Origin of the sequence: Heyndrickxia sp. NPDC080065 (assembly GCF_050281185.1) — a bacterium.
Classification (GTDB): domain Bacteria; phylum Bacillota; class Bacilli; order Bacillales; family Bacillaceae_C; genus Heyndrickxia.
Genome location: NZ_JBNNWS010000006.1, coordinates 41,385 through 56,458 on the forward strand (window position 1 = coordinate 41,385; position 15,074 = coordinate 56,458).

General features: G+C 33.3%; 14 protein-coding genes. All 14 read left to right on the forward strand.

The features are described from left to right. The first annotated feature begins 12 nt into the window (after positions 1 to 12). The 14 genes from ACQKP0_RS08365 (at position 13) to ACQKP0_RS08430 (ending at position 15,071) form a co-directional block, all read left to right on the forward strand. Positions 13 to 1,197: a DegT/DnrJ/EryC1/StrS family aminotransferase gene (locus ACQKP0_RS08365; RefSeq protein WP_427405566.1), complete on the forward strand. Its 1,185-nt coding sequence runs from the start codon at positions 13 to 15 to the stop codon at positions 1,195 to 1,197. A gap of 19 nt (positions 1,198 to 1,216) precedes the next feature. After that, positions 1,217 to 1,543, forward strand: a complete 327-nt coding sequence (locus ACQKP0_RS08370; protein ID WP_427405377.1) for a helix-turn-helix domain-containing protein — start codon at positions 1,217 to 1,219, stop codon at positions 1,541 to 1,543. A 12-nt stretch (positions 1,544 to 1,555) separates the two neighbouring features. Further along, positions 1,556 to 2,593: a glycosyltransferase family 2 protein gene (locus ACQKP0_RS08375; protein WP_427405378.1), complete on the forward strand. Its 1,038-nt coding sequence runs from the start codon at positions 1,556 to 1,558 to the stop codon at positions 2,591 to 2,593. A gap of 19 nt (positions 2,594 to 2,612) precedes the next feature. Further along, the gene (locus ACQKP0_RS08380) at positions 2,613 to 3,806 is read left to right on the forward strand and encodes a CDP-glycerol glycerophosphotransferase family protein (RefSeq protein WP_427405379.1); all 1,194 of its coding nucleotides are present in this window, start codon (positions 2,613 to 2,615) and stop codon (positions 3,804 to 3,806) included. After that, the gene (locus tag ACQKP0_RS08385; protein WP_427405380.1) at positions 3,787 to 4,209 is read left to right on the forward strand and encodes an adenylyltransferase/cytidyltransferase family protein; all 423 of its coding nucleotides are present in this window, start codon (positions 3,787 to 3,789) and stop codon (positions 4,207 to 4,209) included. Before ACQKP0_RS08380 ends, ACQKP0_RS08385 begins: the two co-directional genes overlap by 20 nt. A gap of 19 nt (positions 4,210 to 4,228) precedes the next feature. Further along, positions 4,229 to 5,224, forward strand: coding sequence for a glycosyltransferase family 2 protein (locus ACQKP0_RS08390; RefSeq protein WP_427405381.1), 996 nt, complete (start codon positions 4,229 to 4,231; stop codon positions 5,222 to 5,224). Positions 5,225 to 5,228: 4 nt separating this feature from the next. Then, positions 5,229 to 6,260 (forward strand): glycosyltransferase family 2 protein, encoded by a 1,032-nt coding sequence (locus ACQKP0_RS08395; RefSeq protein ID WP_427405382.1) that lies wholly within the window; start codon positions 5,229 to 5,231, stop codon positions 6,258 to 6,260. A 21-nt stretch (positions 6,261 to 6,281) separates the two neighbouring features. Beyond that, positions 6,282 to 7,472 (forward strand): glycosyltransferase, encoded by a 1,191-nt coding sequence (locus ACQKP0_RS08400; RefSeq protein WP_427405383.1) that lies wholly within the window; start codon positions 6,282 to 6,284, stop codon positions 7,470 to 7,472. A 6-nt stretch (positions 7,473 to 7,478) separates the two neighbouring features. Continuing rightward, positions 7,479 to 8,669 carry a glycosyltransferase gene (locus ACQKP0_RS08405; RefSeq protein ID WP_427405384.1) on the forward strand — a complete coding sequence of 397 codons (1,191 nt, stop codon included), beginning with the start codon at positions 7,479 to 7,481 and terminating at the stop codon, positions 8,667 to 8,669. 26 nt (positions 8,670 to 8,695) lie between these two features. Then, a complete protein-coding gene (locus ACQKP0_RS08410) occupies positions 8,696 to 9,709 on the forward strand; it encodes a glucosamine inositolphosphorylceramide transferase family protein (protein ID WP_427405385.1) in 1,014 nt (337 codons plus the stop codon). A gap of 77 nt (positions 9,710 to 9,786) precedes the next feature. Beyond that, positions 9,787 to 11,046, forward strand: a complete 1,260-nt coding sequence (locus tag ACQKP0_RS08415) for a polysaccharide deacetylase family protein (RefSeq protein WP_427405386.1) — start codon at positions 9,787 to 9,789, stop codon at positions 11,044 to 11,046. Positions 11,047 to 11,097: 51 nt separating this feature from the next. Beyond that, positions 11,098 to 12,888, forward strand: a complete 1,791-nt coding sequence (locus tag ACQKP0_RS08420) for an ABC transporter ATP-binding protein (protein ID WP_427405567.1) — start codon at positions 11,098 to 11,100, stop codon at positions 12,886 to 12,888. Positions 12,889 to 12,911: 23 nt separating this feature from the next. Next, positions 12,912 to 14,078: a glycosyltransferase gene (locus tag ACQKP0_RS08425; RefSeq protein WP_427405387.1), complete on the forward strand. Its 1,167-nt coding sequence runs from the start codon at positions 12,912 to 12,914 to the stop codon at positions 14,076 to 14,078. Positions 14,079 to 14,141: 63 nt separating this feature from the next. Then, the gene (locus tag ACQKP0_RS08430) at positions 14,142 to 15,071 is read left to right on the forward strand and encodes a PIG-L deacetylase family protein (RefSeq protein ID WP_427405388.1); all 930 of its coding nucleotides are present in this window, start codon (positions 14,142 to 14,144) and stop codon (positions 15,069 to 15,071) included. The last annotated feature ends 3 nt before the right edge of the window (positions 15,072 to 15,074 follow it).

Below are 15,074 nucleotides of genomic sequence, written 5' to 3' on the forward strand. Positions count from 1 at the left end.
AAAAAGGAGAGAATGAGTTTGGTGAATAAGAATAGGATATTATTATCTCCTCCACATTTGAGCGGCCATGAAGAAAAGTATATTAATGAAGCATTTAAAACGAATTGGATTGCTCCATTAGGACCGAATGTGGATGCTTTTGAAAAAGAGATATGCCAGTATGTAAGAGCCGATGATGCAATTGCCGTCAGTTCAGGGACCGCAGCGATTCATTTGGCTCTTTCTTTATTAGAAGTGAAAAGAGGAGATACCGTTTTTTGTTCCAGCCTCACTTTTGTGGCAAGTGCTAATCCAATTATTTATCAAGGGGCAGAGCCTGTTTTTATCGACTCGGAGCCGGAGACGTGGAATATGTCTCCCCAAGCACTTGAAAAAGCATTTAAAATTGCTTCATTTGAAGGAAAGCTGCCGAAAGCAGTCATAGTCGTCAACCTGTACGGACAAAGTGCCAAAATGGATGAAATTCTTTCCTTATGCAATAAATATGGTGTTCCAGTTATTGAGGATGCGGCTGAATCGCTTGGCTCGACATACAAGGGGAAAGCAAGCGGTACATTCGGGAGGTTTGGAATCTACTCTTTCAATGGAAACAAAATTATCACCACTTCAGGTGGGGGGATGCTCGTATCAAATGATACTGATGCCATAAAAAAGGCACGTTTTTTAGCGACACAAGCAAGAGATCCAGCCCCCCATTACCAACATAGCATAATGGGATTTAACTATCGGATGAGCAATGTATTGGCTGGGATTGGCAGAGGGCAGCTAAAAATGTTAGAGGATCGAGTGAAAACAAGGCGATTCATTTTTGAAAGATATAAGAAGGAGCTGGATATGATCCATGGAATCTCCTTCATGCCTGAATTGGAAAATACCTTTTCTAACCGTTGGCTTTCAGTCATAACCATCGATGAACAAGAAACAGGCATTTCTACAATTACACTTTTACAATCACTTGCGGAGGAGAACATTGAAGCCCGTCCAGTTTGGAAACCGCTTCATATGCAGCCACTGTTCAAAGGGTATCGTTACTATCAACATAGCGAGAATGAAAATATTAGTGAAAAATTATTTCGAACAGGAATCTGTTTACCATCAGGTTCGAGCTTAACGAAGGAAGATCAACTGAGAGTGATTAATTCTATCAAAAACACCATTTGTGCAAAGGAGCAGATTTATTTGAATTACAAAATTTAATATAGATGGGGTAAAACGAATGATAGGAACAAGAATTTACGAATTACGAAAACAAAGAGGATTAACATTATCAGAGCTTGCAGAACGTGCAGGCATTTCTAAATCATATTTAAGCAATATGGAAAGAAATTTAAATCAAAATCCATCCATTCAAGTAATGTCAAAAATAGCCTCCGTTCTAAAGGTGGAACTTATTACATTATTAACGAGTGATACACAGGCAGAGCCGCTTGAGAAAGAATGGCTGGATCTTGTCATGGAATTAAAGGAATCCGGTGTGGATAAAGATCAAATTCAAGAATACAAAACATTAATTGAGTTTATAAAATGGAAAAATGCGAATTAAGGAGCAATAAAAATGAACGATCAAAAAGTGAGTGTGATTGTTCCGATTTATAATGTGGAAAAATATTTGGAAAGATGTGTTGATTCGATTATCAATCAAACTTATGAAAACTTAGAGATTATTTTAGTCAATGATGGATCATTGGATAACAGCGGTAGAATTGCTGAGGAATATAAAAAAATAGACAACCGTGTAAAAGCGTTCCACAAACAGAATGGAGGCTTATCCGATGCTAGAAATTTTGGAATCAAGCAAATTACGGGGGAGTGTATTTTATTTGTTGATAGTGACGACTGGTTAGAACCAAATATGATCGAGAAAATGGTGAATACAATCCTAGAGTACAAAGCTGATGTTGTTCAATCGGCTTTTTATTATGCCTACGAAGACCATTTGCTTTTTGATAATAGGTATTTTGACAAAACTTGTCCGCCACTAGTTTTAAGTAATAAAGAGTTAATGAAAGAGCTTGTGATTAATGAAAAAGTGAAAAATTTTGCGTGGGGGAAGCTGTTTAAATCCAATTTCATCCAAGATATTCCTTTTGAAAAAGGTGTTTTGTTCGAGGATGTATTTTGGGCACATAAGGTTATGCACCGAGTCCATAAATATGTGATCTTAAACGACCCCCTTTGTTACTATTTTCAAAGAAATGACAGCATTGTTGCTACTTACTCCCCGAGGAATCTAGATATCATTAGGGGCTTGAAGGAAAGGCATTGTTTCTTGGAAGAATACTATCAAGATTTAACAGAAGAATCGCTTAAAGGTATTTTAAAAACAAGTTTAATACACTATAACCTCTTATTAGCGAATCGAAAAAAAGATAAAGGGGCTACGTATAGAAAAGATATTAAAACTTATATAAAAAGTAATTATCGTCAATTCAAAAAATCAGTTAAACATGAAAAAACATTAAATAGGCAGCTTATTTTGTTTTCTATCCATCCCTACTTAAATGTTCTCTATCTTTTTGTACAAAAGATTGTTAGAAAACTAAAAATTAATCGCCAACCAGTCGGATTGCAGCGGCTAGAATTTAAAAGCTAAAAAGGAGTTCAGGATCGTTATGGATAAACCAAAAGGGAGTGTAAAAAAATATCTTGCTTTCGTGATGATATATTTTTTCAACCTATTGCCAGTAAAGAAAAATAAAATCATCTTTTTTAGTTATTATGGAAGCCAATATGGATGTAATCCTAAATACATTACAGAATATATTTTAAAAAACTACCCTGGAAATACATTTGATATTGTTTGGGCATATACAGATCCTAGCTCGAAGCCCGATAGAAAAGGGATTAGAAAAGTAAGAACCATGTCAATCAAATACTTCTATGAATTATGCACATCAAAAGTAATCATTACCAATTTTCGTACAACTGAGTTATTTGTAAAAAGAAAAAATCAATATTACATACAAACATGGCATAGCTCTCTCAGATTAAAGCAAATTGAAAAAGATGCTGAAGAGTCATTGCCACTACATTATGTGCAAAATGCGATAAAGGATTCCGGGAAATGTGACCTATTATTATCCGGATGTGACTATAGTACTCAAACTTTTAAAAGAGCCTTTTGGTATGAAGGGGAAATATTCGAATGTGGTACTCCTAGAAATGATGTTCTTTTTCATACTGATCCTGAAATGAAGACTAGAATTTTTCAACAACTTAACATCCCAAAAGAATCTCGAATTATCTTATATGCTCCAACCTTTCGAAAAAACCACAACTTAGATGTATACAATCTAGACTTTCAATCAATTTTAGAAAAACTCAAGAATCAAATCGGTGGCAAATGGGTCATTCTTGTGAAGCTGCACCCTCACCTTATACTCAAATCAAATCAATTAGCTGTTGGGCCGAATGTAATGGATGTCACCTCTTATGATGATACACAGGAGCTACTTAGTATTGCAGATATTTTAATTTCAGATTACTCATCACTCATGTTTGACTTTAGTATTACACTCAGGCCTTGCTTTTTATTTATTCCAGATTTAATGGATTATATGAAAAATGAGCGAGATTTATATTTTGATATAAAAGAGCTTCCTTTTATCAGTGCTTTCAGTAATAAAGATTTAATCGAGAAAATTGAAAACTTTGATAAGGAAAAGTACAAGAAGGATTTGAATGAATTTTTACTAACGGTCGGTTCTTATGAAGATGGAAAAGCAAGTGAGAAATTGCTTCATAAAATTTATGAAGTAGCTTTTAGTCGGAAGAGGAGGAAAGTGTATGCAAGAGAAGCACTATAACATTGGTTATACGACAGGTGTGTTCGACTTATTTCATGTAGGACATCTAAATATTTTTAAAAGGGCGAAAGAAAGATGTGACTACCTAATTGTCGGCGTCAGTACTGATGAGCTAGTAATGGAATACAAAAGTAAAAAGCCCGTCATTCCCTTTCATGAAAGAATTGAAATCGTTGAAGGCATCAAATACGTTGATAAAGTTGTCTTTCAGACCAATAGAGATAAGTATGCAGCCTGGGAGAAGTTAAAATTCGATGCCATGTTTGTCGGAGACGATTGGAAAGGAAATCCTCTCTTTAATGAAGTAGAGAGAAGGTTTAGTGAGGTAGGAGTAGACCTGGTCTATTTTCCATATACTCCGGGTGTTTCATCCACTTTAGTAAAGGACAAAATTATTATATAAGGAATGGAAGTAAAACATGATGAATCCTGCAATAAGTATTATCGTCCCTGTATATAATGAAGAATTATATTTAAAGCAATGCATAGATAGTATTCTTGCGCAAACCTTCACCAACTTTGAATTAATTCTTGTGAATGATGGATCGACGGACTGCAGTGGTGACATTTGTGATGAATATGAGAGCAAGAATAGTAGGGTTAGGGTAATTCATAAAAACAATGGCGGGCTAAGCTCTGCAAGAAACGCAGGGATAAAGGAGGCAGAAGGTGAATATATTGGCTTTATCGATAGTGATGATTTTATAGATGAAAATATGTACAAAAATCTTTACCAGCTTTGTCAGGAAACCAATAGTGATATATCGATTTGCCGATTTGGAAGAGAGATAGATGGTGAGCTTATAAGTGACGATGAGGAAAAGATTATAAAGGAAATGGATCATATCGAGGGAATGAGACAGCTTTTTAAAGGTGTTTTATACAGATTTTCTGTATGTAATAAGCTGTTTAAGAAAACTTGCTTTGAGAATATTCTATTCCCAGAAGGTCGAATCCATGAAGATTTATCAACAACTTATAAACTATTTTCTAATGCAAATAAAGTTGTTTTTACAAATTATGTAGGATACATGTATGTAAAAAGAGAGAATAGCATCTTAACCTCCACATTCAATAAAAGGAGGTTGGACGCCTTTACAGGATGGGAAGAAATCCTACCGTTCATGAAACAAAACTATCCGCAGCTGTCTAATGTAGTTTATGCATGCTTTGCATATGCTTGTGTGGATAATAGTTATTATATTGTAAATCAAGTGGCCGACAAAAAAGAAAGAAAGAAGTACTTACTTTTTATTCAATCCTCTGTCAGAAAGTTTTATAAAGACATTGTTAAGAATGATGTATTAACGATGAAATATAAAAATCTTATTACACTCGTAAATTACAGTGTTGGATTATTTATTATATCGCATGCAATCAATAATTTAAGGAACAAGATAAGAGTTGAAAGGGTTTAAGATGATGGATCCAAAAATTAGCGTGATAGTACCTGTATATAAGGTCGAACCTTATTTACACAAGTGTATCGATTCAATTTTAGCGCAGACCTTTTCATATTTTGAGCTGATCCTTGTGGATGATGGTTCACCTGATCGGTGTGGTGAAATTTGTGATCATTATGCAAAAAGTGATCCACGAGTAAAAGTTATACACAAAGAAAACGGCGGATTATCATCTGCAAGAAATGCCGGGTTAAAGATGGCTAAAGGTCAATATATTGGCTTTGTTGATAGTGATGATTATATTGATAAGAAAATGTATGAAATTTTATATACCAGTGCTAAATTACATTCTTCAGATGTTGTCGTTTGTGATGTTGTTAAAGTAGATGCAGACAAAAAGACTGTCTTAAAAGAATGGGGGAATAAGGAGTATTGTTTAGAAAACTATACGAATATCGAAGCGTTAAATAAATTATATCTTCCGAATGGGAGTAGAAGTACATTTGATCCAATGGGAAGAAGCGCTGAAAGGTGGATCTTCGCAGTTAATAAATTATATAAAAGGTCCATCTTTCAAACTTTACAATATAAGGAAGGGAGGATATACGAAGATGAACTTATCGTACATAAAATTTATTATCAAAGTACGAAAGTTACTTCTATTTCAGCAAAATTATATTACTATGTTCAAAGGCCAAATAGTATCGTATATTCCCCTTTCTCTATAAAGAAGTTTGATAGGGTATATGCCTTAAAAGATCGTGCTGAATTCTTTAAAACAATAAGGCAAAAAAAATTGCACGAAAAAGCATTCAAGTGCTATATAGAAGTATTTATCTGGAATTATCTTGTGGCTAGGTCACAACTTAAGGGTGTTGATAATGAATTAATCCACCTTAAGAAATCTATAAAAAAAGATATGAAAACGCTCATTAAAAATCCCTATATTAGCTGGAAACAAAAAGTAATGGTGGCATTGTTAATCATAAGTCCTTCTATATATGTGTATGTTTCAAATGAAAAAGGAAAATGGTTTTTAAAAGCCACATAAAATTATTGGAGATCTTTCAAAATGAAAAAATCTTTATTATTTGTTATAGACTCATTAGTCGGAGCGGGAGCAGAAAAAAGTTTAATTACGTTGCTATCATTACTGGATTATGACAAGTATTCGGTAGACTTAATGTTGTTTGCATATGGTGAAATTCTTGAAGAACTCGTTCCAAAAGAAGTGAATATTTTACAGCCATTAAAGTATACGGATTTTACAAAGTTAAATTTAAAGAGTGCCCTTCTATATTCTTTGAAGAGAACCGACTTTAAAATGTTTAAATCAAGGCTAAAATATTCGTTAAACATACGTATGGGGAAATATAGTAATCCTCAGAAAGCCAGATTATACTGGGAGAATGTTTCAGGCGTCATTGAGGAAAATCCTGAATCATATGATATAGCTATTAGCTATGCACAAGGAGTACCAACTTTTTATGTAGCTGAAAAGGTAAAAGCGAAGAAAAAATTTGCTTGGGTCAATGTAACATATAGATTAGATCATAAAGAAGCAGATTTTCAAAAACAGTTTTACGATCAATATAATAAAATAATCGCCGTATCTGATTCAACGAAAGAAGTTCTATTAGAAACCTTTCCATCATATGATCATAAAATCGAAATCATTTATGATATTAATGACCCCCATTTTATTTCTAGTATGGCGGATCTCGGAGAGAATTACACAGACCATTTTGATGGATTAAGAATCCTTACAATAGGGAGATTAGCACATCAAAAAGGCTATGATATTGCGTTAAATACATGTAAAAAGCTAAAAGAAAAGGGAATTAAATTCAAGTGGTACGTACTTGGGAAAGGTCCTCTTTTAGGAGACATACAGCATTTTATTGAAGAAAATGGATTATCTGATCATTTTGTATTATTAGGAGTGACTACAAATCCGTATCCGTTTATAAAAAACTGTGACATCTATGTGCAAACATCACGATTCGAAGGTTTCGGTCTTGCGATTGCTGAAGCACGGATGCTTAATATTCCAGTAGTTACAACAAGGTTTGATGCCGTATTTAATCAAATGATAGATGGGAAAAATGGGCTAGTTGTTGATATGAATGCTGATGCTGTTTGTGAAGGAATAGTAAAATTAATTCATAATAAGGATCTCAAAGAGAATATTGTTAACTATTTAAAACAGGAGAAAAAAGGAAATCTTGAGGAATTAGATAAATTCTATCAATTGATAGGGTGAATGAGAATGAGAAAAAAGATCGTTTTCATGTTAATCAATATGAACATAGGTGGGACGGAAAAAGCTTTACTCAACATGATCAATGAAATGCCAAAAGATAAATATGATATTACTATTTTAATGTTAGAAGAATACGGAGGATTTCTTAAATTTATCCCTTCAGAAGTAAGAGTCAAATATTTTACAGGGTATCAAAGCATGAAAGATTTATTAAATAAGCCTCCACAATTTGTTTCGTTACATTTATTAAAAAAGGGGAGAGTTTTTAAAGCTGTTACCATTTTATTTCTACACATTATTACGAAAATAGTAAAAAACAGAAGCCTTTTCTATAAATATCTATTAAGAAAATATCCACCTCTTAATGAAGAATATGATGTTGCTGTAGCTTATGATGGTCCAATGGATTTCATAAGCTATTTTGTTTTGAAAAAAATGAAATCGAAAACGAAAATCCAATGGATTCATTTTGATATTACAAAGACCGGGTTTAATCCAAAGTTTGCTTCGGAAGTGTATTCCAAATTTGATAAGGTTTTTGTTGTATCAAATGAAGCGAGAAAGAAATTGTTGGGAAAAGTACCCATTTTAAAGGAGAAAACAGACACTTTTATAAATATCTCGTCTCTACAAATGATTAAAAGTCAGTCGAGAGATGGGGAAGGGTTTACCGATCGATTTGATGGATTGAGGATTTTGACAGTTGGGAGATTGTCGGCTGAAAAAGGGCAGGATTTAGCGATCCGAGCATTTTCTAAGCTTGTAAAAGATGGATATAAAGTGCGATGGTATTGCGTAGGGGATGGAAACTGTAGAGGGGAATATGAACGTTTGATCAAGAAGTATAACTTAGAAGATAAATTTATCTTATTAGGTACGGACCCGAATCCCTATCCATATATAGACCAATGTAATATATATGTTCAGCCATCTAGACATGAAGGGTATTGCCTTACATTAATGGAAGCTAGGTTATTAAGAAAACCGATTATAACAACTTGTTTTACCGGGGCAAAAGAACAGATAAAGAATGGAGTAAACGGACTCATTGTTGGAATGAATGAAGATGAAATCTTTCAAGCATTAGTGAAATTAATAAATGATAATGATTTACGAGAAAGTTTTTCTAAAAATTTGGCTGAAGAAACCGATGACTGTAAACATGAAATGATAAAAATATTCGATTTTGTAGGATAATTGCTTGGATTTGGAAGGAGTCTAAAATGAATGGTAGCTATATGTATATATTAATAGCTGTTTTTTTAATTTTACTTTTATTGTTGAGTAAGTTATTCAATAGAAAAATAATGTTAGGTATATGGTCCATAACGGTGTTTCATTCTAATACGATTATCTCTAAGCAACCAAATGGAAAAAAGATAAAGGATCCAACTTTACAAGCTTCAGATGTTTCAGATGTGCCAGCGGAGTTTGTTGCGGATCCGTTTATTATTTCTGATGAATCCAAGTTTTATATGTTTTTTGAGATTCTTGATAAATCGACGGGTAAGGGGATTATCGGGTTAGCTACAAGTATTGATGGAGAGAATTGGGCTTATGATCGAGCTGTCCTAAGAGAAAATTTCCATTTATCTTATCCATATGTATTTAAATTTAATGAAGATTTCTACATGATTCCTGAATCCTGTGAAGCAAACAAAGTCTTGTTATATAAGGCAAAAAACTTCCCATATGAATGGGAGATAGCTTGTGAACTCATCCAAGGAAAATATGTAGATTCTAGTATATTTCAATATAACAATAAATGGTGGATGCTAGCAGGAAAGAGCGGGAAATTGCATTTATTTTACTCTAATAAACTTGAAGGGGATTGGTTAGAACATCCCAAAAGCCCCTTGATATCTAATAATGTTAGTATCACTAGACCTGGAGGCAGGGTAATTGTAGATAGGGGGAATATTTATCGGTATACCCAAGATGGAAAGCCAAGCTATGGGAGTGCCGTTCGGGTATTTAAAATAACCCGATTGTCAGAATTTGAATATGAAGAAGTAGAACTTAATGTTGTGTTAAGAGGAACTAAAAGGGAAATTGATTGGAACAAAGATGGTATGCATACGATCGATCAATTAAAAATTGCAGAAAACCGATGGCTAATAGCTGTGGATGGACATAAATTAGCAAATAAAAATTATTTTTTATGGAAGATTGACCGAGTATTCGCAAAGAATTTTGCGAGAATAAAATCCTTTAGTGGAACAATGGATGATGTTTAAATGTTAACAATCCTTTATTGTAAGCACAATTCACGAACACAAATTGTGGGAGGGATCATTAATGGAGGTAGATGAATATGCAAAATAAGCTTAGGCAGTTGATTCATTTACTAATGAAGAAATACTTTCAATGGAGATACTGGAGTCATTTATATAGAAATATGGTTAAACAAGTAAAAAGCAATAATGAACAATTAAATAAAGAATTGATTCCATATATGAACAAACCAGGAATTGCCCTTTCTTTTGATGATAGTTATCGAGTCAATGATTGGTATAAATACGGAAAAAATATATTCGGGTATTATGATGTGAAGGTGACATTCAATATGAATGGTGTTCATCCGCTAGAAGAAAATAGAGAACATATACAGCAGGAAATAGATAAATTATTAGAATTGCAAGCAAACGGTCATGAACTTGCTCATCATAGTTTCAGACATAAAGATGCTACAGAGTATTCAGCTGCATATGGATATGACAGATGGATGGAAGAGGAAATCATTACACTTTTTAATTGGATGGAAAAACAATCACATTCTAAGACAAAGGAAAGATTCAAAAAGCCTGTAATCTTTGCATTCCCACACTTTAAATGTAATGATCTTACTTTACGAAAGTTAATTCCTAAGTATTTTAAAATTGCTAGAGGACACTTGGATAAAGATAATTTAACATCATTTAATCATAGTGGATTTGCTCCATCCATTTGTTTAGATACCTATTATGCTTGTAATGTTAACTATCTAAAAAAAATGATCAAATTAGCAAAGAAAACAGGAAAAAATTTAATATTAACTTGCCATTCGATATTACCAGAAAATGTTAATAGGGATCATATTGGCAAAGGGAAAAAGGCTGAAAAATGGGGAAATTGGAGAGTATCTCCTGAGCTTATTCAGAGGATTATTGATATCGGACGGAAATATGATATGGAATTTTACACGACATCAGAAATCGCAGGTATCGCTACGTTTATCGATTACAATTTTGAAAGGGCGGTTAGAGAAAAAATTTCAAATCCGGATAGATGGATAGACATTGCAGATTTAACCAAAGTAAAGGAACTCGATTTAAGTAATAAGGGAATTTCAAATTTAGATGGGCTAGAGTATTTCTTAAATGTAGAAAAGTTAAATTTAAGCAACAATTCTATTTCTGATTTTAGGTTGTTAAAGAAACTTCCAAAGCTTAAACATGTAAACACTGAAAATAATTCTCTTGATCATAGTAAAAACGTAAAAAGGTACTCTTCTCTAGTAAAAAGCAGCTTTCTTCTTTTAGCACTTAAGGTAACACCATTCGTGAAAGTTTTTCATTTTCCAGAGTGGAGTTGAATGCTTCAAATATAGATCAGGACTTAACAAAAAATTAAGTTGAAAGAGGTTATGGAATTGATCGATTCAATCAAAAAACTATTAATGCTTTTCAATAAAAGAGAAAAGAAAGTATTAGTAGTTTTATTTTTTATGATGATTATTGCTGCCGTATTTGAAACGGTAGGAATCGGGATGATCGTTCCGATTGTTGGGGTCCTAACTAATCCCGATATCATCCAAAAGCAGGCGATTTTAGCTTATGTATATAATTTATTCAGCTTTCGATCCACATCATCATTTATTGTATTTGCTGTTATCATGCTGCTTTTAGTATTTGTTCTTAAGAATCTATATTTACTTCTTTTTAACTATACACAAATTAGAGTCATCCTAAATCAACAAGTTAAATTATCACGAAGATTGTTTAAAGAATATTTAACTAAATCATACGCGTTCCATTTACAACGAAATACTGCAGAATTACTTCGGAATGTAAATAGTGAAGTATCTAGAGTGTTTAATGGAATGATTATATCAGGATTTCAGTTGTTTACGGAACTTCTTGTTACAACATTAATATTATTATTACTTCTGAAAACTGCGCCTTTAGCAACAATTATAGCTTCCATTATATTAGGTGGAAGTGTTTTTATATTTTTTAAATTTTTTCGAAAAAAGATTAGTTACTTAGGGACCGAACAGCAAAGGCTAAGCAGCTCTATGATTAAATGGGTGAATCAAGGGTTAGGAGCAAGTAAAGAAGTAAAAGTTTCAGGGAAGGAAGATTTCTTTATTAATGAATACACAAAGCATAGTCAAATTAGCGCAAATAACAACCGATATATGAGTATGTTAGATCAAGTACCAAGGCTTTTTATTGAAACATTATTAGTATCTGTTGTTCTTATTACCATGCTCATCATCGTTTTTCAAGGAATGAGCACGACCCACTTAGTATCAACAATGGCACTTTTTGCGATGGCTGCTTTCCGCTTAATGCCGTCAATCACTCGTGTGGTTGCATTAATAACAACGATTCGCTATAGCCAACCAGCTCTATCAGTTGTTTATAGAGATTTATTTCTAAATAAAGATCAGGGAGTCCTGAATAGGAGTATTATTTCAAAAAATAAACTAGTACGAGAGTATAAAGGAAAAAGAATGTTTAATGATTCAATAAAATTAAATGAAGTTTCTTTTCGTTATCCTAACCAAAAAGAATTTGCAGTAAAAGATATATCTTTAACAATTCCAATTGGTCAGTCCGTTGCGTTTATTGGTGAATCGGGTGCTGGCAAAACAACGCTTGTTGATATCATCCTAGGATTATTTCGACCAGAAAAGGGGGCTATTCTTATAGATGGAAAAAATTTAGATGAACAAGAAGAATTATGGAAGAAGAAGATAGGCTATATCCCACAATCAATCTTTTTATCTGATGATACCATTCGTGCTAATGTAGCGTTTGGGATTGAAGATGAACAGATTACGGATGAAGAGGTTTGGAGAGCCTTAGAGCAAGCCCAGTTAAAGGAATTTGTCGAAGCATTGCCAGATCAATTGGAGTCAAGGGTAGGCGAACGAGGAGTTAGGCTATCAGGAGGTCAAAGGCAACGGATTGGTATCGCACGGGCTTTATATCATAATCCTGAAATATTATTCATGGATGAAGCAACATCAGCTTTAGATAATGAAACAGAAAAGGAAATAATGAGAGCTTTTGATGGCTTAAAAGGTGAAAAAACGTTAATTATTATTGCGCATAGATTAAGTACAATCGAAAATTGTGACATTGTATTCAAAATAAACAAAGGTAGATTAGTAGCGATAGAAAATAAATTAAAACAATCGGTTATGTAATTACATTAAAGGAAGGATGGAAAATGAAAAAAATAGTCATTGTTACTAGAAGAATGGTGATGGGAGGAATAGAAAAGGCATTGATTTCTATGCTAAATTCTATTCCAAAAGATAAGTACGATGTCACTGTTTTGGTTATGGGGATGGGTGGCGAGCTTGAGAATGAGATACCTGACCATGTAAAGGTTGAGTGTATATATGGTTATGAAAATACGACGGTAGACAAAATATGGAATTATACAAAAAACGGTAAATTCATCCTTGCTGTTAAAACTGGTTGGTATACAATTTTGGCAAAAAAAACTAAAAATGTATTTAAACAAGAATGGTATCACTCTAAATTCATCCCAAAGGTGAAATCTGAATATGATTTAGCCATTGCCTATCATGTTCCTGCATCTTTTCCAGTTGTTTTTGTGATGAACAATATAAAAGCAAAGTCAAAGATTGCTTGGATACATGCAGATGTTTCTCAATATGTAGAGGAACTAAAACCTTATAACAAGTTTTATGAAAAATACGATAAAATCTTTTGTGTTTCAGAAAACGCAAAGAAACAATTTAATGATCTTTATCCTCATTTGAAAGAAAAAACATCTATTTTTTATAACTTAATGGACAGAGAACAAATGGAAAAATTAGTCGCAGAAAATAATGGTTTTGATGATTCGTTTAATGGAATTCGTATTTTAACAGTAGGAAGACTAACGAAGGAGAAAGGGCATGACTTGATCCCTAGCATTCTCATAAAGCTAAAGGAGGAGGGGTACCGTGTCAGGTGGTATTGTATCGGTGACGGTGATCGTCGCTTGGAGCTGGAACATTCGATCAAGCAATATGGTTTAGAAGAGTATTTCATCCTGCTGGGAACAAAAACAAATCCGTATCCCTATATTAGACAATGTGATATCTATGTCCAACCATCAAGACATGAAGGATATTGTCTTTCACTAGCAGAGGCAAGAACATTCAATAAACCAATTATAACAACAGATTTCTTTGCTGCTAGAGAACAGATTGAAAACGAACAGAATGGACTAATTGTAAATTTTGATGAAAATGAAATGTATCAAGCACTTAAAACCTTAATAAATAATCAAACATTACGTACAAAGTTTGAAAATAATTTAAAAAAGAACAATGTAGAGATGGCAAATGAAATAAAAAAGGTACTAGATTGTGTCTACTAAAGCAATTTTTCGAAAAATAATGAAGTGGTGAGGCTTTTGTTAGGAAAATATAAAAATAAGAAAATGCTCTTTTTAAAATTAAGACAATATATACGAGGACATGTTATTGAATATGTACAGGGGAGAGAAAGATTCATTAAACAGATAGAATTTATAAGAGGATTATATAGATATCCAAGTCGAATGCTCGGGCGAAAGTTTCCGGTAATTGACGTAGATGATGATACAGATGTTTTAGTTTTTGCCGCTCATCCGGATGATGATGTATTAGGTTTAGGTACTGCATTATATAGACACAGTTTAGAGGAGGATAACATAAAAGTTGTTTTTATAACGAATGGAACGGGGCGGGGAGGAGAGAGCTGGAATGTTAAAGTAAGTGAATCCATTCGGAAATCAAATATAAGATATCGAGAGGCTGTTCAGGCATTATCATTAATTAATATCCCAAAGGAAAATATTTATTGTCTAGGTTTTCCAGATGGAGGAACACAACGATATTTGAAAAATATGTCAATGGACATTCAACAGCTAGTGCAAAAGCTGGATCCAGGTCGTATATATGTTCATTGTATGGAGGGGGGGCATCGGGATCATGATTTAACAAGTTTTGTTGTTAAGACTGTATGTAATAAAGTAGGATATTCAAAAGTATTTGAATGGACTGAATATAATCCAATGCAGCCATTAGGAGCTCACGATGTAAACTTTTTGCCAACTCAATCTGCTGTAGGAAAAGAAATAAAAATTAATATTTCAGTAGAAGAGCGTAGGGTGAAAAGAAAAATGTTAGCTTGTCACCAATCCCAAGATGTTGAGCAGTTCTTTTTGCAAGGAGAGGCCATTCGGAAAGCTGATATTTCTCATTTGGAAATGGAATTATTTGAACACTGTCAATTTCCAAAAAGGGAATTAATACGGATAGTTGATGATTTTAATAAATCTCTGAAGACAGGGCACAAAAATAAATACTTATATCAAGTAAGTGATTGACAC

Bases quoted from the DNA above. Each gene is read 5' to 3' on its own strand.
- ACQKP0_RS08365 (WP_427405566.1), top strand. From the start codon at position 13: ATGAGTTTGGTGAATAAGAATAGGATATTATTATCTCCTCCACATTTG.
- ACQKP0_RS08370 (WP_427405377.1), top strand. From the start codon at position 1,217: ATGATAGGAACAAGAATTTACGAATTACGAAAACAAAGAGGATTAACA.
- ACQKP0_RS08375 (WP_427405378.1), top strand. From the start codon at position 1,556: ATGAACGATCAAAAAGTGAGTGTGATTGTTCCGATTTATAATGTGGAA.
- ACQKP0_RS08380 (WP_427405379.1), top strand. From the start codon at position 2,613: ATGGATAAACCAAAAGGGAGTGTAAAAAAATATCTTGCTTTCGTGATG.
- ACQKP0_RS08385 (WP_427405380.1), top strand. From the start codon at position 3,787: ATGCAAGAGAAGCACTATAACATTGGTTATACGACAGGTGTGTTCGAC.
- ACQKP0_RS08390 (WP_427405381.1), top strand. From the start codon at position 4,229: ATGAATCCTGCAATAAGTATTATCGTCCCTGTATATAATGAAGAATTA.
- ACQKP0_RS08395 (WP_427405382.1), top strand. From the start codon at position 5,229: ATGGATCCAAAAATTAGCGTGATAGTACCTGTATATAAGGTCGAACCT.
- ACQKP0_RS08400 (WP_427405383.1), top strand. From the start codon at position 6,282: ATGAAAAAATCTTTATTATTTGTTATAGACTCATTAGTCGGAGCGGGA.
- ACQKP0_RS08405 (WP_427405384.1), top strand. From the start codon at position 7,479: ATGAGAAAAAAGATCGTTTTCATGTTAATCAATATGAACATAGGTGGG.
- ACQKP0_RS08410 (WP_427405385.1), top strand. From the start codon at position 8,696: ATGAATGGTAGCTATATGTATATATTAATAGCTGTTTTTTTAATTTTA.
- ACQKP0_RS08415 (WP_427405386.1), top strand. From the start codon at position 9,787: ATGCAAAATAAGCTTAGGCAGTTGATTCATTTACTAATGAAGAAATAC.
- ACQKP0_RS08420 (WP_427405567.1), top strand. From the start codon at position 11,098: ATGGAATTGATCGATTCAATCAAAAAACTATTAATGCTTTTCAATAAA.
- ACQKP0_RS08425 (WP_427405387.1), top strand. From the start codon at position 12,912: ATGAAAAAAATAGTCATTGTTACTAGAAGAATGGTGATGGGAGGAATA.
- ACQKP0_RS08430 (WP_427405388.1), top strand. From the start codon at position 14,142: ATGCTCTTTTTAAAATTAAGACAATATATACGAGGACATGTTATTGAA.